Raw genomic sequence first — 26,858 nt, 5'->3', positions numbered from 1 at the left:
ATGGCGCGCCGCCGGGCCGCCTGACCGCATCACACCGCGCCACGATCGCGGCGTTTCGGACGCCTTCGGCGGCGAAGGGCGTCGCCACGGGCCACAATGGCTGGGATGCGCCCGATCACCGAGAACCCCGCCCCCTCCCCCGTCACCGAGGGCGTCGACGACGAGGTCGCCCGGCGGCTGGCCGTCGCGCTGCAGTGCGTGACGGTGTCGACAGAAGATCCCGCGCACACCGCCGACGCGGAGTTCGCCCGCCTGGCCACCCACCTCGAGACGTCGTTTCCGCGCGTACACACCGAGCTGACGTTGACCAGCTTCGGCTACAGCAGGCTCTACCGCTGGGACGGCGCCGAGCCGGGCACCGTGTCGGCGATCCTGCTCGCCCACCTGGACGTGGTGCCGGTCGACGACGCGCAACGCTGGACCCATCCCCCGTTCGCCGGTGTCGTCGACGACGAATTCATCTGGGGCCGTGGCGCGATCGACGACAAGAGCCGCGTGCTCGCCGTCCTGGAAGCGGTCGAGGGGGCATTGGAAGCCGGGATTCGCCCGCGCCACACCATGTTCCTGGCCTTCGGTCACGACGAAGAGGTCTTCGGTGACGGGGGCGCGGTCCGGATGGCCGAGCACCTGCGTGACCAGGGCGTGCGCGCGCAGTTGCTGCTCGACGAGGGCGGAGTGATCACCGAGGGTGTCGCCGACGGCGTGGACCGACCGGTGGCCAGCATCATGCTCGGCGAGAAAGGCTATGCCACGGTCCGGCTTTCGGTGACAGAGACCGGTGGCCACTCCTCGATGCCGGGCAAGCAGACCGCGGTGGGCCGGTTGGCGCGCGCGGTCGCACGCGTGCAGGATCATCCGATGCCGCTGCGGCTGACACCGGTGATCGGCGACATGCTCGCTCGCATGCGCGAAGCTCTGCCCGAACCACGACGCAGCCTGCTCGGGCTCACCGATTCGCGCGGGCTGGCCAAGCTGGCCGGACCGCTCGTCGCCCGGATCATGGCGGCGGGCCCGACCACCGAGGCCCTCGTCCGCACCACCACCGCGCCCACGGTGATCAGCGGCGGTGTGAAGGCCAACGTGCTCCCGCAGAGCGCCGAGGCGCTGGTGAATTTCCGTATCCTGCCCGGTGATTCGGTGGCGGCGGTGCTGGCGCACTGCACCCGGGTGATTCGCGATATCGGGGTGGCGATCGACCTGGTTGGACCAGCTTCGGAGCCGTCCCGGTTCACCGAGCCGGGTCCGGCTTACGACATGGTCGCCGAGTTGGCCTCGAGCGTGGTGCCCGGAATCGTGACCACTACCGGAATCGTGCCCGGCGCCACCGATTCCCGCCACTACGACGGCTTGGCCGCGACCCGCTGCAACTTCGCGCCGATCGTGTTGACCGCGGCGGATCTGGAACGTATCCACGGAACCGACGAGCGGATCTCGCGGCTCAACTACGCTCGGCTGATCGAATTCAACCGGCGTCTCATCGAGCGGCTCGCCGCGGCGCCCGCAACAGGAGGAGCGCCACGATGACGACCGACACCGGCGAGTTCGCGGGCCACGGCGGCAAGATCGCGTGGCGTGCATGGCAACCCGAGACGGCGCCGCGCGCGGTGGTGGTGCTGGTGCACGGCGTCGCCGAACACTCGGGGCGCTATGAACACCTCAGCGCCACCCTGGCCGACGCGGGCTTCGCGGTCTACGCGCTCGACCACATCGGGCACGGCCTGTCCGAGGGTTCGGCGGCCAATATCGGTTCGATGCAGGGCGCCGCCGACAATGTCGCGACCCTGCTCGACCTCGCGGGCGCCGCCCATCCCGGTATCCCCCGGTTCCTGCTCGGGCATTCGATGGGCAGCCTGGTGGTGCTGCACCTGGCGACCCGCGGACCGCTCGACGTGGCGGGCGTCATCGTGTCCGCGCCACCCCTCGATATCCCGCTCGGCAATCCGATCCAGCGCCTGGCCGCTCCCCTGCTCACCCGGCTCGCGCCGAATCTCGGTGTGCTGACCCTGGATTCGTCCACGATCAGCCGCGATCCCGACGTGGTGCGAGCCTACGACGAGGACCCGCTGGTCTTCCGCGGCAAGCTGCCCGCGCGCACCGCGGTGGAGATCTTGCAGCACACCGCGCTGGTGAAACAGCGCCTCGGCGCGCTCACCGCGCCGCTGCTGGTGCTGCACGGCACCGGCGACGTCATCGCCTCGCCGTCGAGCGCCGATCTGCTCGAACGCGACGCGGGATCGACCGACGTGACGGTGCTGCGCTACCCGGGGCTCTATCACGAGGTGTTCAACGAACCCGAGCGTGAGCAGGTGCTCGGCGATGTCACCGACTGGCTGTCAACTCATGTTACCGGCTAGTAAGTTCTCCCCCGGGTGACCTTGTAGACTCTGCTCATGACCACGTCTACCGGCGCCGTTGCCTTCATCCGCGCCAGCTGGCACAGCTCCATCGTCAACAAGGCACACGAGGGGTTCCTCGCCGAGTACACCGGCTTCGGGTTCGCCCCCGAGGTCGTCGAGGTGTTCGACGTCCCCGGCGCCTTCGAGATCCCCCTGCATGCCCAGCGCCTGGCCCGCACCGGCCGCTACGACGCGATCGTCGCCGCGGCCCTGGTCGTCGACGGCGGCATCTACCGCCACGATTTCGTCGCCTCCGCGGTGATCGACGGCCTTATGCGCGTGCAGCTCGACACCGATGTGCCGGTGTTCTCGGTGGTGCTCACCCCGCACCACTTCCACGAGCACAGCGAGCACGTGGACTACTACACCAACCACTTCGTGACGAAGGGAGCCGAGGCTGCCCGCGCGGTGGCGAACACCCTCAGCTCCCTGCGGTCACTGCCCGCTTCGCGCTGACCTACTCGAACTGGTTCAGGCAGGCCTGTTCGCCGCTGAGGACGCCGGTGCGAAACGCCTCCAGGCGCTGATACCCGCTCGGTACGACCTTGCCGTCGACGTCGGACGCGGCAAGACCGTCGGCGAGCAGGCCCGAGACCGCCTCGTCGAGGTCACCGGCCGACAGGCGCGGATCACTGCTCGGCTCACTGAGTTTCGTGGTCAGCACGCCCGTCAGGCACGCGGTGCGCAGGCCCGCGGAATCGGCGCCCGACAGTGACAGCTTGCGATCCTGCTGCACCGCGAGGGCGTAGCGGGACACGAACACCGCCGCGGCGTTGTAGTCGCCGGTGACGACCGCCGACAGCGGCTCCTCCTTGGTGCTCGCCCCCTCGCCCGCACGCTCGGCCATGGCCGGGATGTCGGTGCCGATGGTGTTCGAGCCCGGGCAGTAGGAGACGGGCTCGGTGGTCGTCGTCGACGAGCAGTTGCGGGTGACGCCGGCGTAGTCGAACTTCGGCGCGTTCTTCACCGGCATCGACTTGCCCAGTTGGGCGGCCAGGGTGCTCAACGTCTCCTTGTTCACCGGGAGCTGATCGTCGCGTTCACCCTCTTCGAAGGTGACGGGCAGTCCGGCGCGACGCTTCTCGATCTCGGCCTCGTCGATGTCCTTGCACGACTTGGCGCCCTGGGTGTAGCCCATCTGCACCGCCGTGACCCGTTCGAACGCCGAACCGTGTACGGCGTCGGGATCGTTGGGGTCGCGGTCACGCACGGCGACGGTGGCGCCGAGCACGCCGTTGAGGCCGTCGGTGGTGTTGAGGGTGAAGTGCTTCGAATTGCCTTCTGCCACATGGCGAAGAAAGACGCCAGCCAGGCAGTCGGCCTGCTGCTCCTTGACCAGCGCATCGGTGAGGAACCCGCGCAGCAGGTCGGCCTGGGATTGGATGGCGTGCCCGTATTCGTGGGCCAGCACCATCACCACCGACATCTCCTTGTACTTGTCGACCAGCAGCGGCAACAGGACCGAGCGGTCCCAGCCGATGGTGTGATCGAGCGGGCAGTAGGCGGCGTTGACCAGCTTGTAGGTGCTGCTCTTGCAGAACTGCACCGACTCCGATTCCGGCGCTTTCGCCGACCACGAGATGTACTTCGAGGCAGGCTTGAAGTTGCCGCGGAACGTCTTGGAATACTCGGTCTGCCAGTACTCTTCGATGTCGGCGATGGCATTGAGAGCGAGCTTGTCGACCTTGCCGTTGTCGCCGTTGTCGGCCTTCTTGTCCGTGTCGGGCGCACCGGGACGCGGCCCGCTGGGACCGGTGGACGACGCCGCGCCCGCCACCTCCCACGGGTTGTCCATGATCGGCTGCGCCTGGTCACTCGCGACTGTTGTCGCGCCGCAACCGGAGACGAGCATGCCGATACTCACCAAAGCTGCCATGGTCGCGCCGAACCGATGTCTTCTCATGCGCTGTCCTCCCCACAATGACGCGGACGCCGTGCGGTCCGCGATCGAGCGCTCACATGGTAAACGACCACTGTCACAGGTCCATTCGGATCGTGGCGAGCACTGCGCGATGATCGGAGCCCGCGATGGTGAGTGTGCGGATCCGTTCTGCCACCCCACCGGCGACGAGGATGTGATCGATCCCGATCACCGGCCCCCACCGACGATCCGCCGGGAAGGTGAGCAGGACACCGTCGCCGGTCTGATCGGCGGCCGAGGCGAAAGCGCCGTCGAGCAGCGCGCGATAGGCCGAATGGTCTTGTGTCGCGTTGAAATCCGCGCCGACGATGGCCGGCGCGCTGGTCGCCGCCAGGATCTCGTCGACCTTGCCCATCTCCGCCGACCACGCCGCGAAGTCGATGTTCGGCGGAATCGGGTGGAAGGCGAACACCGGTATCGGGCCGCGCTGCGGATGGTCCATGGTCGCGGAGATATTGCTCATGATGAAGCCGTCGTATTTCTTGTTCTCGCGCAACGGGTATCGGCTGTAGATGCCGGTGCCGCCACCCCCCGACCGAGCAGGTTCCAGATAGGAGTAGGGCAGACGCTGTTCGAGTCCGGCCCCGCGCAGACCCGCGATCGAGTCGATGGTCAACTCCTCGACGGTGAGCACGTCGACGTTGTTGTCGCGCACCGCATCGACCACGGCGGTCGGGTCGGCCGTGCCGAAGAGGATATTCGACTGCAACACCACCAGTTCCGGACCGTCGGCAGCCCTGGCCTCGGGAATGTAGGACGGCACCACCAACCACGCGGCACCGGCCAACACCAGGGCCGCAGCCCCCGAGCTGCGCCATCCCCGCGCGAGGAGCAGGAGCACCAGCCCCGCGACCGCGCCGAGCATCAACCACATCGCCCCCGATGCCAACAACACCATCGACTTCTGGCGCCAGTCCACGACGTGCAAGACGATCCCGACGACTGCCGCGACCACCGCGCCCCACCCCAGGACGAGCAAGACTCGTTCCACCCGTTCACGCATCATGCGGCCACCCTAAGCGGCCGTACTTTCGGCTCCCTTGTGACAGCCTTGAAGATCTCCTGAGGGCCTACACTGGCGGCCGACGAGGAGGTTTGCCGTGTACATCGAAGGATTCACCGCCGCGGGAGCGCTCACCGAGCACGCCGTCGAAGAGCTGATGACCGTCGCGAACAAGTACACCTCGGCGATCACCCTGACCGTCGCCGAGCGCACCGTGCAGTTGCCGGTTCTCCCGGTCTGCTGGGACGAGCTGGGGGTCCGCGCGGGCACCGCGATCACCGTCGAAGCCGATCGCGGATACCGACCGGCCGACCTCGAAGACCGCACCGCGCTGACCGACTTCGTCACGACCTTCCAGCGCGCGACCGGCAACGCCTAGAGCGGCAGTCCCGCCTCGATCCAGTTGTAGGCCTGGATCTTTCGCGACTCGGGGTCGTTGACCACCTGGTTGATGAGGTCGTTGATCTGATCGGTGGACAAGGGGTAGCCGTAGTGCTCGGCCGCGCCCGCCGACGCCCACAAGGACGCGAAAAGGCCGGGGCCGCCGAGGATGTGGGCCAGGGCGGTGGCGACCTCGTCGACGGTGTCGAGTACGCCGTGCACGAGGGCGATCGCGATGTCTTCGTCGCCGGGGGGCATGCCGGGAGCCAGCGCACCGGACTCGACGGCACGCTGGGCCAGCCAGGCACGCGGGACCAGCGGGCTCGGGCCGATGGCATCGCCGAGGTAGTAGCGCCATTCACCCGGATTGCCCTGGTCGAAGGCATGGATGTAGAAGGTGCGGGTGAGCGCCCACAGGGCGATGTAGCGCAGGGCGAGCTGTTCGGCGCCGAGCAGCGCGTCGGGGCCCTCCGCGCGGTCGTGCTCGAGCTGGTTCCAGGCGAAGCGGAACCAGACCTGTTCGGAGTTGCCGACCCAGGTGGCGGGCAAACGGTCGGCCAGCGCGGCAAGGTCGGCGACCGGGCCATCGACGCCGGTGTCACCGGAGGCCTCGACGCGCAGGTTCTCGACGTAGCCGCGCAGGGCTTCGACGGAGGTGAACACCGCGTAGCCCAGTTGGGCGAAACGGGTGAGGTCGGCGTTGGACGGTTCCAGGACGAGCACCACCGGCATGCCGACACCGGGCTGCAAACCCTCCGGCCAAAAAGCCTCGGCGACCGCGAGTTCGCGGCCGGTGACCGGATCGGAGACCTCGCTGTCGAGCAGCGGGAAGCCGAAGCCGTCGGCGATGAGGTCGTCGACGAGCGCGTTGACCTTGTCCACCGCGGGATCGCCGACGGTGACCCCGGCGACTCCCACCGTGAGCAGGGTCGGGCGGTGCAGCTTGCCGGTGCGCAGCTTCTCGAGGAAGGCATCGGCCGAGGCGGAGAGCAGTTTGCGGCGCGCCCGCAGGAACTCGCGATAGTTCTCCACCCGCCACAGCGACGGATCGGTCGGAATCCACTGCGAGGCGAGCACACCCGGGTTGCGCCGCTCCACCTCGGCGAAGTAGTCGCCGGGCTCGCGCTCGCCGATCTCGGCCTCGGAACCGGGGCTGAGGAAGCAGAAGTTGGCGATCGCGTTGATCTCGTTGCGTTCGTAACCGGCATCGCGCAGCAGGGTTTTCGGGAACAGGTAGTGCACCTGCACCGGGCTGCGGTCGCCGAACTGCCCGATGCCGAGCACCGAGCCGGAGCCGAGATCGCGCGAACCGTCGACGCGGGTCAGCATGTACAGCAGCGGGTAGAACCGGGAGCCGCGGGTGGCGCCGGCGAAGTCGTCGGCGCACAGGTCGAGTGAACCTCCGCGCAACCGTTCCAGCGAACCGATCAGCGCGTCGATGCCGCCGCGCTCGAGGGTGTCGTAGTCCTGTTGCAGGAAGGTCTCGGTGGAGCCGCTGAACCTGCCCCACAGCGCCGAATGCACGTACCAGTACAGCACCCGGTCGCGCTGCAGATCGTTGTCGAAGCGGCCACCGTTGAGGAACAACATCCGGGTGATCACGGGAATCGCGTAGCGTCCCATCAGGACTCGGTCGTGATCGAGGCCGAGTCGGCCGGCCACCGTGTCCAGGAAGGTGTCGACCTGCTCGGCGGTGGAAACCAGTGCCTGCTCGAACTCCACCGGATCCAGATCACCGAGCGCGTCGAAGTGGGCGCGCCCGTTGCCGACCGCGATCACATTGCGCAGCAACCAGTCCAGCGTGAAGGTGTAGCCGTCCTTGTCCCAGCGGATCAGGTGGTCGCGCAGATTGCCGCGAGCCTGCGGCCACTGCGCGCACAGCGTGGCCAGCGCGAGGTCGCCCTTGGACAGTTTGGTGCCGCCGGAGTTCACCCGGTTGAAGATGTCGACCACCTCGTCGACCGTGCGGTCCGATCCGGTGATGGTCTCGACGTTGAATTCGCGGTTGGTGACCTCGCGAACCTTGTTCAACCGATCGAGATAGAGGGCGAGGGTTTCCGGAGACTCGTCGGGAAACCGGGACAGGTAGTGCATCGGACCCTGGGCGAACAGTTCGGTGATGTCGATCCATGCGGGTGCGGTATCGCGACCCGGAACCTGGAATTCGAAGAGTTCACGCTCGACGTCGAAATGCAGACCGGTGAAGGCGATCTCGTCGCCCTCGAAAAACGACGGCGCGCTCCCGCGCACGATCCCGTAGAGCGTGGTGATGCGCTGCTGACCGTCGAGCAACAACTGCCGCAGCCCCGAGCCGGTCGTCGTCGTCCCACGCACCGCGATCTCCTCGGACCCGGTCTCCCACACCAGCAATCCACCGACCGGATAACCGAGGTACAGCGACCGCATGAGTCCACGCACCTGGTCGCGATTCCACACGTAGCCACGCTGGAATTCGGGCAGCAACACAGCACCGGAGTCGATCTGGTCGAGCAGGGTGGACAGACGTGTCACGGCAGCCTTTCGATCGAGATCCGGTGGCGGACAAGCGCCCCATCGTTGCACGGATCGTACCGACACATCCCGACATGCCAGCGGCCGAACGGAACTGGTGCGATCACTCGATCCCGGACACGGCGGCGCGGAAGGCATCGGAGGCGTAGAACGGAGCCAACCTGCGGCGCAGCACGGTGTCGAGATAACCACGCTCGTCGAGTGTTTCGAGGACCGGCGGGCCGAAACGCAGCGCCTCCTCGATCATGTCCGCGCGCCCGACGCCCAGCTCAGCCAGCAATTCGGCAAGGGGGGTGTCGCCGTATTTGTCGAAGACGTGGTCGACGCCCTCGTCGAGCAGTGCGTGGAAATAGTCGGTATCGCGGAATGTGCGCCAGAATTCGAAGACGAGCACGACGATGTCTTCGACGTCGTCGGCCGAGACCAGATCACGGAACGAACCGACCGCGTCGCCGGTGTGTTTGCGCCAGGTCTCGCGAGCGCTGTCGAAGAGCACCTCGTCGGCGTCATTGCTGTTGCCGCGCAACACGAATCGTGCGCCGGTGCGGGTGATCCTGCCGACGCCACTCTCGATCACGGGCATCGCGGGTTCGGCCAACCGCGACAACGCACCACGCAGCGACCGGGCCAGACCGCCCCCCTCGGGGTGTAAACCGTCGTCGACCGCGGTGACCACCGCGCGCTGGACCGCTTCGACGCACGCGTCGACGGTCACCGGGCTGTTGAGCACCAGCCGCACCAGCCGGTGGGTGAGATCCAGATCGGCGACGGTGTCGACCAGTTCGTCGAAGCGGCGGTTGTCGACAAGCTCACCGACCTCGATCTCGTCGTTGGCCCGATGGTTGTACAAACGCGTCGCGATCTCACCGACGAGTTCGGGAATCGCCCCCTCCACCGGAACCTGCACGGCGAACTTGTGGGCGACCGCCTTGATCTGCTCGCGGGTGACCGCCTCGGCCAGAGTCAGCTCCGCGGCCTCCTCGAGCGCGCCGTCGACCTCCTCGGTGACGAACTCGAGGAACCCGGCGGGCTCGCGCAGCTGCTGTTTGGTGAACGCCACGTGCGCGTCGAGCACTCGCATGGCCAAGTCGACGTGTCCGCCGCGCCCCTCGTTCGTCTCACCCATACCGCCCAGATTGGCACAGTCCGCGACGCGAGGTGACGGGGGCGCACACTTCGCTCGGAGACCGACGCGACACGCCGGTTTTCGACCGCAAACTCCGCCCAGACCGCGATATTAGAACTGCCATGCGCGGTTTGCTGGCGAGTATGGCATACTGGGTTGCTGAGACTGGGCTGATCGCAAGTGATCGCCATGGCTCACCTACGGAAAAGACTTTTAAAACATGACTCAAGGCACCGTCAAGTGGTTCAACGGCGAAAAGGGCTTCGGCTTCATCGCCCAAGACGGAGGCGGCCCCGACGTCTTCGTTCACTACTCGGCTATCGGCGGCTCGGGCTTCAAGTCCCTCGAAGAGGGACAGCGCGTGGAGTTCGAGGTCGGGCAGGGCCAGAAGGGCCCGCAGGCCCAGGACGTCCGCGCCATCTGATTTCGGCGCGAACTGAAAAAGCCCCGCACCACTGGTGCGGGGCTTTTTCGTGTCCGGACTATCCCCCGAACACGCGCTCGACGACCGCCTTGGCGCGACGGGTCACGCGCATGTAGTTGTCGAGGAACTCGCTGCCGTCGTCGGTGGGCCAGCCGGCTACCCGGGCGACCGCCGACAGCAGCTTGCCCGGTCCGGGGAGCTGGTCGGTCGGTTTGCCCTTGACCAGGACGAGGGCGTTGCGGGCGGCGGTCGCGGCGATCCAGGATTCCCGCAGCAGCGCGACGTCCTCGGATTCGAGGATGCCCTCGGCCTCGATCACGTCGAGTGACTGCAGGGTCGAGGTGTTGTGCAGCGCGGGGACCTCGTGCGCGTGGCGCAACTGCAGCAGCTGGACGGTCCATTCGATGTCGGCCAGGCCGCCACGACCCAGTTTGGTGTGGGTGGCCGGGTTGGCGCCGCGCGGGAGGCGTTCGGAATCGACGCGGGCCTTGATGCGACGGATCTCGCGCACCGATTCCTCCGACACCCCGCCGATCGGATAGCGAATCGGGTCGATGACGTGCAGGAAGCGCACGCCCAGATCCTGATCGCCCGCCACCTGATGGGCGCGCAGCAGCGCCTGCACCTCCCACGGCTGAGCCCATTGCGCGTAGTAGGCCTGATAGGCCGCCAGCGTGCGAACCAGGGGCCCGTTGCGGCCCTCGGGGCGCAGGCCCGCGTCGACCTGCAGCGGCGGGTCGACGCTCGGGGCGCCGAGCAACCCCTGGACCTTCTCGGCGATCCCGTTGGCCCACTTCACGGCGGTGGACTCGTCCTGGCCGGGGCGCGGATCGCAGACGAACAGCACGTCGGCGTCGGAGCCGTAGCCCAGCTCCATGCCGCCGAGCCTGCCCATGCCGATGACGGCGAAGTCGGCGGGCGCCGGTGCGCCACGTTCGGCCTCCGAGGCGCGGATGACGGCGCTCAGCGACGCCTCGAGCACCGCGACCCAGACCGACGACAGCGCCGCGCACACCCGCGGGACGTCGAGCATGCCGAGCACATCGGCCGAGGCGACCCGGGCGAGTTCGTGGCGGCGCAGTGAACGTGCCGCCGCGACTGCGCGTTTCGGGTCGTCGTAGCGGGCGGCCGCGGTCTGCATGCCGCGGGCGACGTCTACGGGTTCGGTGCTGAGCAGCTGCGATCCGCCGGGGCCGTCGGCGTACATGCGGATCGTGTCGGGCGCGTTGATCAGCAGGTCGGGCAGGTACTCCGAGGAACCGAGCACGATCATCAGCCGCTGGGCGACCGCGCCCTCGTCACGCAGTTCGCGCAGGAACCAGATCTGATCGGCGAGTCCTTCCGACACCCGGCGGTAGGCGAGCAGGCCCGCGTCGGGATTCGGTGTGTCACCGAGCCATTCGAGCAGAGTCGGCAGCAGCAGTGCCTGGATGCGGCCCTTGCGCGAGACGCCACCGGTGAGCGCTTTGAGGTGGCCGAGCGCGTTGGCCGGTGCGCCGTAGCCGAGGGCGGCGAGCTGGCGGACGGCGGCGTCGGGGCTCAGGCGCAGTGCGTCGGAATCCATTCGGGCGACCGCGTCCAGCAGCGGGCGGTAGAACAGTTTGGCGTGCAGGCGCCGCACCCGCACGGCGTTGCGGCGGATCTCGGTGTCGAGCACGCCGACCGCGTCCTGGCGACCGTCGGGGCGGATGTGGGCGGCGCGGGCGAGCCAGCGCATACCCTCCTCGTCGTCGGCGGCGGGCAGGGTGTGGGTGCGCTTGAGCCGCTGCAGTTGCAGGCGGTGTTCGAGCAGGCGCAGGAATTCGTAGGAGGCGGTGAGGTTGGCGGCGTCCTCACGGCCGACGTAGCCGCCCGCCGCCAGGGCGCTGAGCGCCTCGACGGTATTGGTGACGTGCAGCGCGTCGTCGACCCGGCCGTGCACCAATTGCAGCAGCTGCACAGCGAATTCGACATCGCGCAGGCTACCCGCACCGAGCTTGAGTTCGCGCTCGCGCATGTCGGCGGGGACCAGGTCCTCGACCCGGCGGCGCATCGCCTGGACGTCGGCCACGAAGTCGGGCCGTTCCGAGGCGGTCCAGACCATCGGCATCAGCGCGTCGCGATACTGCTGTCCGAGTTCCAGATCGCCGGTCATCGGCCGGTTCTTCAACAGCGCCTGGAACTCCCAGGTCCGCGCCCACCGCTTGTAATAGGCCAGATGGGAGTCGAGGGTGCGCACCAGGGCGCCCGCTTTGCCCTCGGGTCGCAGTGCGGCGTCGACCTCGAAGAAGGCCGAGCTCGCGACGCTCATCATCTCCGCCGCCAGCCGGGTCGCCATCGCGTCGGCGGGCTCGGCGACGAACACCACGTCGACATCGCTGACGTAATTCAGTTCTCGCGCACCGCATTTGCCCATCGCGATCACCGCGAGGCGCACCGGCACCGGGCCGTTCTTACATACCCTGGCCACCGCCACCGACAGGGCGGCGGTGAGCGCGGCATCGGCCAGATCCGACAGGTGCTTGCCGACCAGCAGATACGGCGGGACCGGTTCGTTCTCGACCGTGGAGGCGAGATCGACCGCGGCCAGCAACATCAGCTGATCGCGGTACCTGCTGCGCAGGAGCGCGACCGCCTCCGGGCCTGCGATACCGGCGCGGAACAGCATCGGCCCCGCGTTCGGCCCGGTCTCCGGTATCGCGTCGACGGCGTCGAGCAGATCGGCGATCAGTTCGTCGCGGCGCGGAAGTTCTTTCGCGCGCAGCACTTTCCACGTGGCGGGGACGGCGACGAGGTGGTCACCGAACGCCGTCGACGAGCCGAGCAAGCCGAACAGCCTGCCGCGCAACCGGGTATCGGAACGGATCGCCGCATCCAGTTCGGGCCACTCGTCTGCCAGGGATTCGCGCAGCCGGATGAGCGTGGACAAGGCGAGATCGGCGTCGGGCGAACGCGACAGTGCCCAGAGCACGGGCACTCCGTCGACGTTGTCCCAGCCGAGCTGGTGCAGTGAGTCCGCCGCTGTCGGTTCGAGTAGACCGAGCCGGCCGACGCCGGGAACAGCGGAGCGGGCAGTCGGTGGCCGGACCATAGCTGTAGAGCTTAGCGGCTGGCGCCGCGGGATTTCGGCCGCGGGCCGGCCTTACAAGCTCAGGTATTCCTTCAGCTCCCAAGGGGTGACCTGTGAGCGGTAGTCGGCCCATTCACGACGCTTGTTGCGCAGGAAGAAGTCGAAGACGTGTTCGCCGAGGGTCTCGGCGACCAGCTCCGAGCGCTCCATCGCCTGCAGGGCCTCGTCGAGGGTGCCGGGCAGAGTGCGGAAACCCATGGCGCGGCGCTCGGCGTCGGTCAGCGACCACACGTCGTCCTCGGCCTCAGGAGGCAGGGTGTAGCCCTTTTCGATGCCGCGCAGGCCGGCGGCCAGCAGCACCGCGAAGGTCAAGTACGGGTTGCAGGCCGAGTCGGGGCTGCGGATCTCGACGCGACGCGAGGACGACTTGTTCGGGGTGTACATCGGCACGCGCACCAGCGCCGAGCGGTTGGAGCGGCCCCAGGAGGCCGCGGTCGGGGCTTCGCCGCCGTGGATCAGGCGCTTGTAGGAGTTGACCCACTGGTTGGTGATCGCGCTGATCTCGGGCGCGTGCTCGAGGATGCCCGCGATGAACGAGCGCGCGGTGCTCGAGAGGTTGTTCGGGTCGTCGGGATCGGCGAAGGCGTTGTTCTCGCCCTCGAACAGGCTCATGTGGGTGTGCATGGCCGAGCCGGGGTACTGCGAGAACGGCTTGGGCATGAACGTCGCGCGCACGCCCTCGTCGATCGCTACCTCTTTGATCAGGTAGCGGAAGGTCATCACGTTGTCGGCCATCGAGAGCGCGTCGGCGTAGCGCAGGTCGATCTCCTGCTGGCCGGGGGCGCCCTCGTGGTGGCTGAACTCGACCGAGATGCCCATCGATTCGAGCGAGTCGATGGCGTGGCGGCGGAAGTTCGGTGCGGCATCGTGCACGGCCTGGTCGAAGAAGCCGCCGTTGTCGGCCGGGGTCGGCTCGTAGCCGTCCTTGAGCTGGTCCTTCAGCAGGAAGAACTCGATCTCGGGGTGCACGTAGCAGCTGAAGCCCGCGTCGGCGGCCTTGTTCAGCTGGCGGCGCAGCACGTGGCGCGGGTCGGCCCAGGACGGGGAACCGTCGGGCATGGTGATGTCGCAGAACATCCGCGCCGAGTGCTGGTGGCCCTTGGAGCTGGCCCAGGGCAGCACCTGGAAGGTCGACGGATCGGGCCGCGCGACCATGTCCGCCTCGGACACGCGCGCGAAGCCTTCGATGGCCGAACCGTCGAAGCCGATGCCCTCTTCGAAGGCGCCTTCGAGCTCGGCGGGGGCGATGGCGACCGACTTGAGGTAGCCGAGCACATCGGTGAACCAGAGACGGACGAAGCGGATATCCCGCTCTTCGAGCGTCCGCAGCACGAATTCCTTCTGGCGATCCATACCGGCGAGCGTAAGCACCCGGCGTTAAATCCGTGTTACATACGCAGACAGGTTTGCGATCTCGTCACATCGTTCGCACATCTCACCGGGCACGACGGGGCGCAAAGAGGAAAGTCGCCTCTCAGCATGTGAGACCAGGAGCGGGCGCGGCGAGATCGACGAGGTAGTCGATCACCGCGCGGTCGAGGCACTGATCACCGGCGACGAGCGCGGCGGTGTGCCGGTTGCCGCGGAAGGTGATCAGGTCGGCGCCCAGCTGAGCGGCCAGGTCGACACCGGCCTGATAGGGCGTGGCCGGGTCGTCGGTCGTGGAAACCACCACGGTCTTGGGCAGACCCGGCGCCGAGACGCGGTGCGGCGAGCTGGTGTTGGCGACCGGCCACGAGGCACACAGCTCCAGCGGGGCGGCACCGGTGCCCTTGCCGTCGTCGAGGAACGGGGCGGCCTTGCGGTATTCGGTGTCCTGACGGCCGGTCACCGCGGGATCGGTGATGCGGGGATCGTCGACGCAGCGGATCGCGTTGAAGGCGTCCTGGGTGTTGGCGTAGGTGCCGTCCTGGCGGCGACCGTCGTACATGTCGGCCAGTTGCAGCAGCGTGTCGCCGGTTCCGCCGCGCAATTCGGTGAGGCCGTGGGTGAGGATCTGCCACAGGTCGTCGCTGTAGAGGGCCTGTTGGACGCCGGTGATCGCGTCGTTGTAGCTGAGGCCGCGCGGGTCGGCGGTCGGCGCCGGAGACTTCTCCAGCGGGTCGACCAGCTCGCGGAAGCGGGTCACGGCCTGGGCGGGGTCGGTCCCGAGGGGGCAGTCGGCACTGGTGGCGCAGTCGGTGGCGTAGGCGTCGAAGACGCCCTGGAACCCCGCCGCTTGGCGCAACGATTCCTGGACCGGGTCCTGCGAGGAGTCCACGGCACCGTCGAGCACCATCGCGCGCACGTTCTGCGGATACTTCTCGGCGTAGGCGGAGCCGAGGCGGGTGCCGTAGGAGTAGCCGAGGTAGCTCAGTTTCGCGTCACCGAGGACCGCCCGCAAAACGTCCATGTCCTGGATCACCTCACGAGTGCCGACATGTCCGAGCAGGTCGACCCCCGAGCGCTGGGCGCAGCGGTCGGCGTATTCGCGATTGTCGGCCTCGGCGGCGGCGATGCCGGCCGGGGTGTTGTCGGTGGGCGGCTCGGCGCGCTCGGCGTCGGCCTGCGCCGGGGTCAGGCAGACGATCGCAGGCAGCGACGAGCCGACCCCGCGCGGATCGAACCCGACCCGATCGAACTTCTCCGCCAGTTCGGTGCGGTTGCCGACGCCGATCATCGACAGGCCGGAGACGCCGGGTCCGCCCGGGTTCATCAGTAGCGAGCCGACCTTCTCACCGGTGGCCGGGATCCGCGAGAGCGCGATCTGGGCGGTCGGACCGTCCGGTCGCGCGTAATCGATCGGAACGGTGATCCGCGCGCACTCGGCCTTGGGCGGCAGCCGATCCTCCGGGCTGCCGTAGCCCTCGCACGAGCCCCAGCCGATCCGCTGGTCGTAGAAGGCGTTCAGGCCGGGAGGTGGCGGGGGCAGTTCGGCGCGGGGCGCGCTGTCCTCGCCGATCCCGCATCCGGTGACGATCAACGCAGAGACAGCGCCGAGGAGCACGACGAGCCGGCCTCGCTGCACAGTGGGCCCACCTTTCCGCGCCCTGCGACGCACACAACGCACCCGAACGGGCTCGCAATCACGGTAGCCGAATCACCGGTGTGACCGATCACACCGGTGATCGGCCTTAAGCCGAGGCGGGCGCAGGTGGCACACTGGGATTGTCAGAAAAGCCCGGGGACCCGGAATGGGCCTCGAGGAACCGACGAAAGGGACGATGATGTCCGTATCCGATGAGCAGAATCCTGCCTACGGTGCCACTCCCGCCGAAGCTGTCCGCACCGAGCAGCCACGCCGCAAGACCCGCGTCCAGCATCTGCAGCAGATGAAGGCCGACGGTGAGCGCTGGTCGATGCTGACGGCCTACGACTACTCGTCCGCTCGACTGTTCGAGGAAGCCGGGATCCCCGTGCTCCTGGTCGGCGACTCCGCCGCCAACGTCGTCTACGGCTACGACACCACCGTGCCGATCACCGTCGACGAACTCATCCCGCTGGTGCGCGGCGTCGTGCGCGGCGCACCGCACGCGCTGGTCGTCGCCGACCTGCCGTTCGGGACCTACGAGTCCTCGCCGCAGCAGGCCCTCGCTACCGCCATACGCTTCATGAAGGAGGGCGGCGCGCACGCGGTGAAGCTCGAGGGCGGCGAACGTGTCGCCGAGCAGATCGCGCTGATCACCTCCGCGGGCATTCCCGTGATGGCCCACATCGGCTTCACCCCGCAGAGCGTGAACACCCTCGGTGGTTTCCGCGTGCAGGGCCGTGGCGACGGCGCCGAGCAACTGGTCGCCGACGCGATCGCCGTGCAGGAAGCGGGCGCGTTCTCGGTGGTCATGGAAATGGTCCCCGCCGAGATCGCCGGTCAGGTCACCCGCAAGCTGACCATCCCGACCGTCGGCATCGGCGCCGGTGTCGAATGCGATGCCCAGGTGCTGGTCTGGCAGGACATGGCCGGCTACACCAGCGGCAAGACCGCGAAGTTCGTCAAGCGCTTCGGCAACGTCGGCGACGAACTGCGCACCGCCGCGGCCACTTACGCCGCCGAAGTCCGTCAGGGCACCTTCCCCGGCCCCGAACACAGCTTCTGAGATCGCCCACGGCGGCCGCCCTCGCGACGGGGCGGCCGCCGTGTGCTCCGAATGTGCTGATCCACGGCTGATGGCAGACTCGAAGGTGACATTCTTCGACCAGCAGAGGTATCGATGCCGCAACGCCGTTGGATTTCTCGTTCTGTGCTGCTCACGGCGGGTGTACTCACCGTCGCGGGGCTGACCGCGTGTGGAGGGGCGACGCCGGCTCCGACCGGCAGCGCGGGCACCACCACCTCGACCGTGGCGACGCCGACGCCCGCGGGGACCTTGGAGATCAGTCCCTCCTCCGCCGCGCAACTGTGCGACATGATCAGGCCCGAGCTGTCGAACTTCCGGGTGCAGGGCCCGACCCTCGGGAGGATCTCGCTCAACGCCATGGTGCACGACTGGGGGCTGCGCAACGGCGGCATCAACGGGCACGTGCTCGCCGACAAGGCGATGATCGACAGGGTGACCACCGAGAGCTGCCCCGACGTGCGCACCGAAGCGCTCACCGCACTCGAATTGCCCTCCCTCGCCGCGGGATTGGCATTCTGATGCGCTCTCTGTACCCCGAGATCGAACCGTTCGAGCAGGGACTGCTCGACGTCGCCGACGGCCAATCAGTGTACTGGGAGGTCAGCGGCAACCCCGACGGCAAGCCGGTGGTGTTCGTGCACGGTGGACCCGGCGGCGGCACCGGGCCGCTGCAACGGCGCTTCTTCGACCCCGCCGTGTACAAGATCGTGCTGTTCGATCAGCGCGGATGCGGAAAGTCCATGCCGCACATCGCCGATGGGGCTTCCCTGGAGACCAACACCACGCCGAACCTGATCGCCGACATGGAACTGCTGCGGGTGAGTCTCGGCATCGAGCGCTGGCAGGTTTTCGGCGGTTCGTGGGGGTCGACCCTGGGCCTGGCCTATGCGCAAGCCCACCCGCGGCGCGTGACCGAACTGGTGTTGCGTGGCATCTTCTTGTTGCGGCGCAAGGAAATCGACTGGTACTACAACGGTGCCGCGGGCAACGTCTACCCCGCCGAGTGGGCGAAGTTCCTGGCGCCCGTGCCCGTCGAGGACCGCGACGACGACCTCGTCGAGGTATACCATCGCCTGCTGCACTCCGCTGACCCGCAGGTCGCACTGGATGCGGCGGTCGCCTGGTCGACATGGGAAGGCGCGACGAGTTCGCTGCTCCCGCAACCGGATCGGGTCGCCGAAACCGCCGAGGCACGCTTCGCCCTCGCGTTCGCCCGGATCGAAAACCACTATTTCCGCCACGGTGGATTCCTCGACGAGGGACAGTTGCTACGAGACATAGATCGGATCGCCGACATCCCCGGTGTGATCGTGCAGGGCCGCCACGACATCGTGTGCCCCGCGGTGAGCGCATGGGATCTGCACACGGCGTGGCCGGCCTCGACCCTGCACATCGTCGAGGACGCCGGGCACACCGCGCACGAGCCCGGCATCACCCACCACCTGGTGGAGGCGACCGACGCGTTCGGGAAGCGAGGCTGACACCATGGCGCCCAAAGCCGGAAAAGCCGTTGTCGCGGCACTGCGCGAGGACATCGACCGGCTGTTCGCCGCCGAACCCGATGTCCGCGCCGACGCCGACGATTCGGTCCACCAGATGCGGGTGGCCACGCGCAGGCTCCGTAGCGTTCTGCGCTCCTATCGCAAGCTGTTCGATGCCGACGAAGCGGCCGCCACCGAAGCGGAACTGAAGTGGCTGGCCGACCTGCTCGGCGTAGCCCGCGACGCCGAGGTCCGCGCCGACCGGTTCACCGATCTGCTGTCGGACTTCGACGACGCCCCCACCGTGGTCACCGATTCCCTGGTCGGCGCCTCCCGCGAGGCCTACACCGAGGCCCACGCCGAGATACTGACTGCACTGGACGGCAAGCGCTACCGGCGCCTGCGCAAAGTCCTGAAAACCTGGCGCACCGATCCCCCGCTCGCCCCCGAACTCGCCCGCGACAAGGCGAAACACGTCTTCGGCCGAGTTCTACGCCGCGACCGAAAACGATTGCGCAAGTTGGTCTTCGCCGAACCCGCGGCTACCGCGGCCGACCGGGTGGAGCTTCTGCACGACATCCGCAAGGGCGCCAAACGCCTGCGCTATTCCTGCGAAGCCGCGGGCACGGTTCTCGGCTCCGACGCCACCGATCTGGGCACCCGAGCCAAACGCCTGCAATCGGTGCTGGGCGACCACCGTGACGCCGTCGAATCCCGCGCGGCGATCCTGGCCGTCGCCGCGGGCACCCGCGCCCCCGCGGCCACCGTCTACGAACTCATGGCCGACACCGAGGAGGCGGCCGCGGGCCGAGCGCTGGCCCACTACCCCGCGGCGGCGGCCTTCTGCTCTGCCACCCCGTGATTCAGCGGGTCGTCGGGGAGCTGTCGTAGGCGAAACCGATCGTCCTTGTGTCCGGATCGGCGACAGCCAACCGCACCGTGACGGTCTTGCCCTCCGGCGGCTCCCCCGCACACCGTGCGAGGACCGGCGGTTCGCTGACGAAGATCTCGGCCGGGCGCGAACCGTTGGCATCACGCAGAACCACGGCGGAGAACTCGCTGCCGACCCGTGGGGCGAGAACGGTGGCCTCGGTCAGATCGACGCATGCACGATCCACCTTGTTCGCCACCGCGTCGGTGCGCCGCATCGTCTCGGCCGCGCCCTTCAACCCGTCCACCGCCCATCGCGGGACCTCGACCCCAGCGCTGTAGGCCAGACAGATCTCGGTGGTGAACCGGTCGGCCAGCCGCCGCAGCGGTGCCGTCACGTGCGCGTAGGGCGCCCCGATCGCACTGTGCGTCAGCTGCTCCGGAGCCGGATCGTCGAGTTCTGCGAGCAGCGTATAACCGGCCCCACGCAACAACCCGGTAGCTTCCGACATGAGCACCAGCGCCGTGGGCGTATTCGCGTCGAGCCCGGCGAGCATCCGCCCCACCGGCATCTCGGCGGGCCATTCGACCCCCAGCGCCGCCGCCGTACGCCGCAACGATTCGATCGCGCTCTCCGGCGGCGGGGGCATGGTCCGCAGCAACCCGGCACCCTTGTGTTCCACCATGATTCGCGCCGCGCACATTCCGGTGAGCAGCGAGACCTGCTCGTTCCAGTCGTCGGCGGCGGTCCGCGGCTCCACCCGCAGGCGCCAGCCGTCACCGTCGGGCACCACCTCCTGCGCGGGCAACCGCAGCGAGACAGCCCCTCGAGCCAACCCCGCCTCGATCCGCAGTCGCCCGAATTCGGGCAGCGCGAGCAACGACGGCGGCAGCGCGCCCGCGTCGGCGGCGGCCTGCACCTGTGCGTAGTCGAACCGCTCCCGGGAGCGCACCAACGCGCGCGTCACCGAAAAGCTCAGCGGCACAGCCTCGTTGTCGAGTTCGATGGTCCACAATGCCGCGGGCCGGTCGACACCGGGCAGCAGGCTCGCGGCTCCCTCGGAAAGGACCGTCGGGTGGAGCGGAACAGAGCCGTCGGGCAGATAGAAGGTCTGCCCGCGCACGTCGGCCTCGGCGGCGAGCGCGCTGCCCGCCACGATCACCGCGCCGAGATCGGCGATCGCGTAGTGCAGGGTGAAGCCGGTGGAGGTGCGAGCGATATGCAGCGCCTGGTCCAGATCCAGCGCGCCGGGCGGGTCGATGGTCACCAATTCGATATCGGTCCGATCGACCCGGGTGCCCGCGAACGCGTCCACCGCGTCGCGGGCGTCGGAGACGGCCTCGGCCGGATAATCCGAGGCCAGTCCGAATTCGGAACGGATGGCGCCGAAGTCGACCGGCGCCGAGACGATCCGCTGATGAAGTTGCATTCTCGCAGACTAGCGAGTCCTACTGCAGAGCGAGCATGGTGCCGTTGAGCTGATCGAGCGGGCCGTACACCGTGAAAGTGACCCGACCGTTGGGAACGGCGGAGGACACGGTCGCAGCCGCGTCGAGCGCCTGACCGAAGGAGGCCGCCGAAGGATGCGGCAGACCGGCCACGGTCAGGCCGAATCGGGACTGATGCACCCAGGCGGTGTCAGCCGGGCTGAGGTCGACCTGGACCCCGCCGGCGAGCGGCGTCACCGCGACCGCGCTCGCCGAACCGGCACTTAGCGACGCGAAAACCGCAGCGGCTCCGGCGATCAGTGCACCGGCGACAATGGAACGAACTACCCGCATGTAAATGTGACCTGCTTCCGCGATCGAATGTATCGGGCTCGAGGATTGGCAGCGAGCCCTGCCGACGGCGATCACTCTATGACCTCGCTCACGTTCCCGGCGAGTTCCAGCGCATTTTCACCGTCTCGACACACGAACGCCGAGTCCGCGCGGGCAATTGTTACTGTGGCCCCGGCGCACTCGGCAGCTGCCGAGTTGTGCGGCACTCACGTCGATAAATGGGAGTTTACGAACGTATGTCGTGGCTGATTTTCGATTACCTGTCGCCGATCCTCGGACCTGACGCGGCCAGCTATTGGGCGAATCTACTGGCGATCAACCCCGGATAGCTCACCACCTCGATCCAGAACATGTCGCTTCCCGTCAGCCACAGGGGAAGCGGCGTGTTTCCTGGACCGCTAGCATCCCGCTGCGTGAGTAGAACTACCGCCGCCTTCGCGGCCAGCGCCACCGTCCTCGCCCTGCTTCTGGCCGGGTGCGGCGACGACTCTTCCTCCGCCGAGGCCTCCGCCCCGGCCACCACCCCCACCTTCCAGGTCGAAGCCAGCAAGGCCGGCATGTTCGTGGTGAGCTACCGCAATGCCTTCCCCAAACTGGCGCAGGGGCGTGACGACGCGGCCGTGGCCGCGGTGCTGAACCATTCCTGCTCCGACATCAAGGCGGGCAAGTCCGAGGCCGACACGATCGCCACCGTGCTCGCGGCGGCCGAGAACGGCGACACGGCCGCGACCACCGAAGAGGCCACGGCCATTTACCAGATGGCCAAGCTGATGTGCTGAGCAGCGACGAAACGAGGCGGCGGCTCCCGGTGGGAACCGCCGCCTTTCTCGTACGCGTGGGCGGGCGAGCCGGCCTGTAAGCCGGATCCTGTCCCCGATTCGCATCGGGGGGCGACCATCCATCTGGACACACCGTCGCCGGGTGCCTCGAGCGGTCCACCCGCAGGCTCGGGCGAGCAGCCCTCGAACACCTGCGCAGCCGCACCGTTGCCGATGCGACCTTCGACCTTGCTCCGGGCGGGGTTTACCTAGCCGCCCCGGTCACCCGGGGCGCTGGTGCGCTCTTACCGCACCGTTTCACCCTTACCGCACTCGCGTGCGGCGGTCTGTTCTCTGTGGCACTGTCCCGCGGGTCGCCCCGGGTTGCCGTTAACAACCGCCCTGCTCTGTGGAGTCCGGACTTTCCTCGGCACCGGGCAGCGGCACTGTTCGTGCCCGTTCCCGTCACCGCGGTCGCCCGACCGACTCGCCCGCCGGTACAGAGTACTCGCTACGGTATTGACTCATGGAACGTGTCGACGTCAGTTTCCCTTCGGGTGAGCAGCAGTGCGCCGCGTGGCTCTACCTGCCCGACGGCGCGCCTCGGCCGCGCCCGTTGGTGATCATGGGGCACGGGCTCGGGGCCACCCGTGACATGGGGTTGGATCGGTATGCGCGGCGGTTCGTCGCCGCGGGGATGGGGGTGCTGGCGTTCGACTACCGGGGTTTCGGTGCCAGTGAGGGTTCACCTCGCCAGGTACTCCATATCGCCCGTCAGCGGCAGGACTGGAAGGCCGCAATCGCCTACGCGCGCAGCATCCGGGGCTTCGACGCCACGCGGATCGCGTTGTGGGGCACCTCGTTCGGTGGTGGGCATGTGCTCGCGGTGGCGCCCGACGACGATTACCTCGCCGCGGTGGTGGCCCAGGTGCCGTTCACCAGCGGTTGGGCGTCGGCTGTGGCCAAGGGCCCGATCAGCTTGACCAAGGTCTCCGTCCTCGCCGCCACCGACCTGCTCTTCGGCCCGATCCGCCGCAAGCCCATCCGAATCCGACTGGCCGGGCGCAAACGCGCCGCCGCACTCATGAGCGCGGTGGATGTTCCGGAGGGCTACGGCAGGCTCGCCGAGGAGAGCGCGAGCTATGACCCCAAAGTCGGTGCCCGCGTGGCCTTCTCGACTCTCTTCGACGCCCCCGGCCGCCGAGCCAAGACCTTGAAGATCCCCGTCTTCTACGCCATCGCCGAAAACGACTCGATCGCCCCCGCCGGCCCCACCCACAAAGCCGCCGAGCGCACCAAACACGCTGTGGTCAAGCAGTATCCGGTCGGCCACTTCGACGTGTACTTCGACGATGTCTTCGAGCAGGTGGTGCGCGACCAGACCGACTTCCTGGTGTCGGTCCTTCGCCCCTGACTCATGCCCGACACCACGGCCGCGGCCCTGCGCGCAATGGGCGACTCGCAGCCACGCCGATGATCGACGACAAGGGGCGCAGCACCTGTACGGTGCTGCGCCCCTTGTGGTTTCGTGGGTCGATCAGATGGGCTGGAAGCCCGCGCCCACGCCGCCCGCGCGGTTGAGCACATCGAGGATCACACCGATGGGCTGGAAGTAGGCGGGCGAGTGGATCGGGTTGGCGCCGCCGGTGCAGGGGACGTCGAAGTCGACGGGACCCAGGCCGGTGAGGCGGCCCTGGTTCATGCCGACGAGACGGTCACCGACCACGACGGGGCCACCGGAATCGCCTGGCTGCGAGCAGTACTGGTTGATGGAGGTGCCTTCGAGCTCACCCCACACCACGCCGCAGCTTCGACCGCTGGTGCGGCCGTCCGAGCACACCGTGGCGCCGGGTCCCGGCGTTGCGCCGATGCCCGCGACGGTGGTCTGCCCGATGGTGCGCACCGGCAGTACTTTCGACGCATCCAGTTGCAGCACAGCGAAATCCAGATAGTCACCGTCGTCGGAGAACGCGACGGTGCCGATCACGCCCGCCTGCAGCGCCTGCTCGGCGCCGACGCGAGAACCGGTCGGCGCGCAGTGTCCCGCGGTGAGACCGACAAGGCGGCCCGCGCTGTCGTGGCCGATGGCCGTGAGCGAACAACCGGAGTTGTTGTCGAAGACGATGCCCGAAGCCGCGCCGAGCACCACGCTCGGATCGGCCGTCACGCTACCGGCGCCCGCGGACGCGGTGAGCACCCCCGCGATGGCCGCCGCAAACGCCGCCATCCGTAGAAACCTCATCAAGTACCTTTCCTGTGTGGCCGCGCATTCCGCACGCCCGAAGATCTTTCGGGCGATACGGCGTGGTCGTTACGCCGACCCTGCGCCGGGGCGACCGTACCGTGCCCGGGTGACAAGCGGCCAGCTCACAGGTAGGAGGTGTCGTTGACCAGGCGCACCGAAGCGCCACCGTCGGGATAGAACTCGGCGACACACAGCGACGCGAGGTCCAGGTGCAGGCGGTAGAGCAGCGACGGGCCGACGCCCAGCGCCAGCTGCAACAGGGTTTTGATCGGGGTGACGTGGCTGACCACCACCACGTTCCGACCCGGGTACAGCGCGACCAGATCGCGGCGCACCCCTTCGACGCGTTCGCGCACCTGATCGAAGCTCTCACCGCCGGGCGCGGGGATCGACGGGTCGCCGAGCCAGTCGCTGTGCAGCTGCGGATCGCGCTGGGCGGCTTCGGCGAAGGTGAGACCTTCCCAGTCACCGAAGTCGGTCTCGGTGAGGCCGTCGAGGATTCGCAGCGGCACCTCGAGGGCGGCCGCGGCGGCTTCGGCGGTGGACCGTGCCCGCTGTAGTGGTGAACTCACGACGGCGGCGATATCGCCTTTGGCGGCGAGCGTTTTCGCGGCGCGATCGGCTTGCTCGCGACCGAGGTCGGTCAGCGGCGGGTTACCGCGACCGGAGTAGCGGCGCTGCACCGACAGCGCGGTCTGGCCGTGACGCAGCAGCAGCAGGCGGGTCGGCTTGCCGACGGCGCCGGTCCAGCCGGGTGAAACCTTGCTCGCGTCCACCGGTTCCGACGGCTTCGGCACGGCCACTTCGTCACCGGCCGCGTATCCGGCACCGACGGCCTCGCGCACGGTCGCGGTGAGTCCGCCGTCGTCCATCGCCTCGTTCGCGAGCCGGTCGGCGTGTGAGTTCTGCGCACGGGGAATCCAGGTGAAGCTGACCCGATCGAAGCCGGCGACCAGTGCCCGCGCCTGTTCGGCGAGCGGAATCATCGAGGCGTGCTTGATCTTCCAGCGTCCCGACATCTGCTCGACGACGAGTTTGGAGTCCATCCGCACCGTGACAACCCGCGCGCCGAGTTCGGCCGACGCGGCCAAACCCGCGATGAGACCACGGTATTCGGCCACATTGTTGGTGGCGACGCCGATGAACTCTTTGCGTTCGGCGAGCACCCGCACGTGATCGGCGGCGAACACGACCGCACCGTAGCCGGCCGGACCGGGGTTGCCGCGCGAGCCACCGTCGGCTTCGACGATCACCTCGAGCATCAGCGCGCCGCTCCGGTCACAGCCCCGATTCCTTGGTGCGCACCATGATCGCGCTGCACTCCGGGCAGCGCAGGACCGCGTCGGGAGCGGCCTTGGCGATGCGCTGCATCTCGCCGCGGTCGATCTCGATCCGGCAGGCGCCGCAGCGACGCGCCTGCAGCAGGGCCGCACCGACACCGTGCGCCGCGCGCTGCTTGTCGTAGACGGCGATCAGCTCGCCGGGGAACAGGCCGATCAGCTCGGCGCGATCCTTCTCGCAACGCTGTTGCGCCACTTCGAGATCGGCCATCGCCTCGTCGCGCAGGCGTTCGGCGTCTTCGAGGTCTGCCTCGGCCTTGCTCAGCCGCGCTCCCGCGTGGTCGTGGTCGGCGAGCATCGCCTCGCGCTGCTCCATCACGGTCAGCAACTCGTCCTCGAGCACCGCGCGGCGGCGCTCCAGGCTGCCCAGTTCGTGCTGGAGCTCGGAGAGCTGCTTGGCGGCGACGGTGCCCGCGGTGAGCATGCCGCGATCGCGGTCCTCACGCTTGCGGACGGCGTCGACCTCGCCCTCGAGCTTGCGGATGTCGCGATCCAGATCGTCGATGCCGATCTCCACCGCCACGGCCGCGTCCTTGTAGCCGTTGCGCTCGGCCGCCAGCCGCGTCACTTCCTGCTGCTCGGGCAGCGCGGAACGACGATGGGCGATGCGCGTCAACTCGGCATCGACTCCTGCGAGCTGCAACAGCTTTGTCTGGACCGACGGTTCGACATTCAACGCGCACGAACTCCTACAACACAGTGGACGGATGGATCGATCAACCGTACCGCGCCGCAGGGTGTGATCACGCCATGACCCGAAGATGGCCGAACGAGGGAACCGAATGGGCGCAGGGCGCGTCCAAGCAGGTGTGACCACAGCGAACCCGAGAATCGACCTGGTACTTCCCCTCCGACCGCATGTCTTCGACTCCCATGCCGAACAGCGCCAACGTCAGCTGACGGTGGCGGGGTCGCTGCCCCCGGTGTGTCTCGTGCACGGGCGAGCCTCGATCGGAGACAAAAGCCAGAACCTGCGGTTCTGGGGGAAGCCGGGCGCCTACCGCCAGGAAGGTATCGGGCGGCTGCTGTGGGAGCTGCCGAAGAGTTCCCTCGGCGCGCTCGTGGTCGACTGCAACGAGCCCCTCGCGATCGTCGCGGCGCGGTGGCCGGAATGCGAGCAGTGCGCGGCGCGGGCGGACGCACGGATCAAGAAGCTGATCGTCTACTACGTGGGCAGTCTGGTGCCGCTGTTCGTCGGAGGGACGCTGATGCTGGCCCGTCCGTCCGCGTTCGCGTGGATTCTCTGCGCGGCCGGAGTCGGGGTGCTGCTGCTCGCGGTCGCGATCGGCTCCGCGGTGTTCGCGCGTACCGACCGCTACCTCGAGGCGTCACTGGCACCGGACGCGACCGCGGTCACCGTGCGCGCCCATCCCGACTTCGCCCGGGCGTGGTCCGGGCGGGTGCAGTGGTGAGTCCG

Annotated in this window: 24 protein-coding genes and 1 other RNA gene; 12 read left to right on the top strand and 13 right to left on the bottom strand. The window is 68.3% G+C overall.

The annotated features are described in order from the left end of the window. Nucleotides 1-105: 105 nt before the first annotated feature. Genes ACFWUR_RS15855 through ACFWUR_RS15845 form a run of 3 tightly spaced genes read left to right on the top strand, consistent with a single transcriptional unit; the run spans nt 106 to nt 2,852 of the window. Nucleotides 106-1,524 carry a M20/M25/M40 family metallo-hydrolase gene (locus ACFWUR_RS15855; protein WP_378907376.1) on the top strand — a complete coding sequence of 473 codons (1,419 nt, stop codon included), beginning with the start codon at nt 106-108 and terminating at the stop codon, nt 1,522-1,524. Next, nucleotides 1,521-2,354 carry an alpha/beta hydrolase gene (locus ACFWUR_RS15850; RefSeq protein ID WP_378907373.1) on the top strand — a complete coding sequence of 278 codons (834 nt, stop codon included), beginning with the start codon at nt 1,521-1,523 and terminating at the stop codon, nt 2,352-2,354. Before ACFWUR_RS15855 ends, ACFWUR_RS15850 begins: the two co-directional genes overlap by 4 nt. A 36-nt stretch (nt 2,355-2,390) precedes the next feature. Next, nucleotides 2,391-2,852 (top strand): 6,7-dimethyl-8-ribityllumazine synthase, encoded by a 462-nt coding sequence (locus tag ACFWUR_RS15845; protein WP_378907371.1) that lies wholly within the window; start codon nt 2,391-2,393, stop codon nt 2,850-2,852. Nucleotide 2,853: 1 nt separating this feature from the next. Here the strand turns inward: ACFWUR_RS15845 and ACFWUR_RS15840 are convergent, their stop codons facing one another. Both ACFWUR_RS15840 and ACFWUR_RS15835 read right to left on the bottom strand, forming a co-directional pair. Then, a complete protein-coding gene (locus ACFWUR_RS15840) occupies nt 2,854-4,299 on the bottom strand; it encodes a metallopeptidase (RefSeq protein WP_378907368.1) in 1,446 nt (481 codons plus the stop codon). Nucleotides 4,300-4,372: 73 nt separating this feature from the next. Then, nucleotides 4,373-5,323 (bottom strand): endonuclease/exonuclease/phosphatase family protein, encoded by a 951-nt coding sequence (locus tag ACFWUR_RS15835; protein ID WP_378907365.1) that lies wholly within the window; start codon nt 5,321-5,323, stop codon nt 4,373-4,375. A gap of 94 nt (nt 5,324-5,417) precedes the next feature. Between ACFWUR_RS15835 and ACFWUR_RS15830 the strand changes: the two genes are divergently transcribed. Next, complete coding sequence (locus ACFWUR_RS15830) at nt 5,418-5,699, top strand: hypothetical protein (RefSeq protein ID WP_378907362.1); 282 nt, start codon at nt 5,418-5,420, stop codon at nt 5,697-5,699. Here the strand turns inward: ACFWUR_RS15830 and ACFWUR_RS15825 are convergent. Next, nucleotides 5,696-8,212 (bottom strand): DUF262 domain-containing protein, encoded by a 2,517-nt coding sequence (locus ACFWUR_RS15825; RefSeq protein WP_378907359.1) that lies wholly within the window; start codon nt 8,210-8,212, stop codon nt 5,696-5,698. The genes ACFWUR_RS15830 and ACFWUR_RS15825 overlap by 4 nt on opposite strands. Nucleotides 8,213-8,315: 103 nt before the next feature. Then, nucleotides 8,316-9,338: a hypothetical protein gene (locus ACFWUR_RS15820; protein WP_378907357.1), complete on the bottom strand. Its 1,023-nt coding sequence runs from the start codon at nt 9,336-9,338 to the stop codon at nt 8,316-8,318. Nucleotides 9,339-9,558: 220 nt separating this feature from the next. Here ACFWUR_RS15820 and ACFWUR_RS15815 point away from each other — a divergent pair, with 220 nt between their 5' ends. Next, nucleotides 9,559-9,762 (top strand): cold-shock protein, encoded by a 204-nt coding sequence (locus tag ACFWUR_RS15815; RefSeq protein WP_056821080.1) that lies wholly within the window; start codon nt 9,559-9,561, stop codon nt 9,760-9,762. A 58-nt stretch (nt 9,763-9,820) separates the two neighbouring features. Here the strand turns inward: ACFWUR_RS15815 and ACFWUR_RS15810 are convergent, their stop codons facing one another. The 3 genes from ACFWUR_RS15810 to ACFWUR_RS15800 form a co-directional block, all read right to left on the bottom strand. After that, nucleotides 9,821-12,832: a bifunctional [glutamine synthetase] adenylyltransferase/[glutamine synthetase]-adenylyl-L-tyrosine phosphorylase gene (locus ACFWUR_RS15810; protein ID WP_378907355.1), complete on the bottom strand. Its 3,012-nt coding sequence runs from the start codon at nt 12,830-12,832 to the stop codon at nt 9,821-9,823. Between the two features lie 51 nt (nt 12,833-12,883). Beyond that, a complete protein-coding gene (gene glnA, locus ACFWUR_RS15805) occupies nt 12,884-14,224 on the bottom strand; it encodes a type I glutamate--ammonia ligase (protein WP_378907352.1) in 1,341 nt (446 codons plus the stop codon). Between the two features lie 121 nt (nt 14,225-14,345). Continuing rightward, nucleotides 14,346-15,878 carry an alpha/beta hydrolase gene (locus tag ACFWUR_RS15800; RefSeq protein ID WP_378907350.1) on the bottom strand — a complete coding sequence of 511 codons (1,533 nt, stop codon included), beginning with the start codon at nt 15,876-15,878 and terminating at the stop codon, nt 14,346-14,348. Between the two features lie 199 nt (nt 15,879-16,077). Here ACFWUR_RS15800 and panB point away from each other — a divergent pair, with 199 nt between their 5' ends. From panB to ACFWUR_RS15780, 4 genes are all read left to right on the top strand, one after another. Beyond that, nucleotides 16,078-16,944 carry a 3-methyl-2-oxobutanoate hydroxymethyltransferase gene (gene panB / locus ACFWUR_RS15795; RefSeq protein ID WP_378907347.1) on the top strand — a complete coding sequence of 289 codons (867 nt, stop codon included), beginning with the start codon at nt 16,078-16,080 and terminating at the stop codon, nt 16,942-16,944. Nucleotides 16,945-17,058: 114 nt separating this feature from the next. Next, nucleotides 17,059-17,484, top strand: coding sequence for a hypothetical protein (locus ACFWUR_RS15790; RefSeq protein ID WP_378907345.1), 426 nt, complete (start codon nt 17,059-17,061; stop codon nt 17,482-17,484). Beyond that, on the top strand, nt 17,484-18,446 hold the full coding sequence (gene pip, locus ACFWUR_RS15785) for a prolyl aminopeptidase (protein WP_378907342.1): 963 nt from the start codon (nt 17,484-17,486) through the stop codon (nt 18,444-18,446). The genes ACFWUR_RS15790 and pip overlap by 1 nt, the downstream gene beginning before the upstream one ends. 4 nt (nt 18,447-18,450) lie before the next feature. Further along, nucleotides 18,451-19,308 carry a CHAD domain-containing protein gene (locus ACFWUR_RS15780; RefSeq protein WP_378907339.1) on the top strand — a complete coding sequence of 286 codons (858 nt, stop codon included), beginning with the start codon at nt 18,451-18,453 and terminating at the stop codon, nt 19,306-19,308. Between the two features lies 1 nt (nt 19,309). On the opposite strand, the gene ACFWUR_RS15775 is transcribed toward ACFWUR_RS15780, so the two are convergent. Beyond that, a complete protein-coding gene (locus tag ACFWUR_RS15775) occupies nt 19,310-20,746 on the bottom strand; it encodes an RNB domain-containing ribonuclease (RefSeq protein ID WP_378907337.1) in 1,437 nt (478 codons plus the stop codon). A gap of 19 nt (nt 20,747-20,765) precedes the next feature. Further along, entirely contained in the window at nt 20,766-21,098 is a 333-nt protein-coding gene (locus ACFWUR_RS15770; RefSeq protein WP_378907334.1) for a hypothetical protein, read from the bottom strand. A gap of 413 nt (nt 21,099-21,511) precedes the next feature. Here ACFWUR_RS15770 and ACFWUR_RS15765 point away from each other — a divergent pair, with 413 nt between their 5' ends. Next, nucleotides 21,512-21,877 carry a hypothetical protein gene (locus ACFWUR_RS15765; RefSeq protein WP_378907331.1) on the top strand — a complete coding sequence of 122 codons (366 nt, stop codon included), beginning with the start codon at nt 21,512-21,514 and terminating at the stop codon, nt 21,875-21,877. 61 nt (nt 21,878-21,938) lie between these two features. Here the strand turns inward: ACFWUR_RS15765 and rnpB are convergent. Continuing rightward, an RNA gene (gene rnpB / locus ACFWUR_RS15760) (RNase P RNA component class A) lies at nt 21,939-22,346 on the bottom strand. A 36-nt stretch (nt 22,347-22,382) separates the two neighbouring features. Between rnpB and ACFWUR_RS15755 the strand changes: the two genes are divergently transcribed. Beyond that, on the top strand, nt 22,383-23,270 hold the full coding sequence (locus ACFWUR_RS15755; protein WP_378907329.1) for an alpha/beta hydrolase: 888 nt from the start codon (nt 22,383-22,385) through the stop codon (nt 23,268-23,270). A gap of 123 nt (nt 23,271-23,393) precedes the next feature. Here the strand turns inward: ACFWUR_RS15755 and ACFWUR_RS15750 are convergent, their stop codons facing one another. The 3 genes from ACFWUR_RS15750 to ACFWUR_RS15740 all read right to left on the bottom strand — a co-directional run bounded on the left by ACFWUR_RS15750 (nt 23,394) and on the right by ACFWUR_RS15740 (nt 26,117). After that, nucleotides 23,394-24,083, bottom strand: a complete 690-nt coding sequence (locus ACFWUR_RS15750) for a S1 family peptidase (protein ID WP_378907326.1) — start codon at nt 24,081-24,083, stop codon at nt 23,394-23,396. A gap of 140 nt (nt 24,084-24,223) precedes the next feature. Further along, on the bottom strand, nt 24,224-25,363 hold the full coding sequence (locus tag ACFWUR_RS15745) for a bifunctional RNase H/acid phosphatase (RefSeq protein ID WP_378907323.1): 1,140 nt from the start codon (nt 25,361-25,363) through the stop codon (nt 24,224-24,226). 16 nt (nt 25,364-25,379) lie between these two features. After that, nucleotides 25,380-26,117 (bottom strand): zinc ribbon domain-containing protein, encoded by a 738-nt coding sequence (locus ACFWUR_RS15740; protein ID WP_378907320.1) that lies wholly within the window; start codon nt 26,115-26,117, stop codon nt 25,380-25,382. A gap of 133 nt (nt 26,118-26,250) precedes the next feature. Between ACFWUR_RS15740 and ACFWUR_RS15735 the strand changes: the two genes are divergently transcribed. Beyond that, nucleotides 26,251-26,853: a hypothetical protein gene (locus ACFWUR_RS15735; RefSeq protein ID WP_378907317.1), complete on the top strand. Its 603-nt coding sequence runs from the start codon at nt 26,251-26,253 to the stop codon at nt 26,851-26,853. The last annotated feature ends 5 nt before the right edge of the window (nt 26,854-26,858 follow it).

It is taken from the genome of Nocardia sp. NPDC058633, assembly GCF_042717045.1.
GTDB lineage: Bacteria > Actinomycetota > Actinomycetes > Mycobacteriales > Mycobacteriaceae > Nocardia.
Note: the sequence above shows the minus strand (reverse complement) of the source record. Positions and strands in the feature narration are given on the sequence as shown.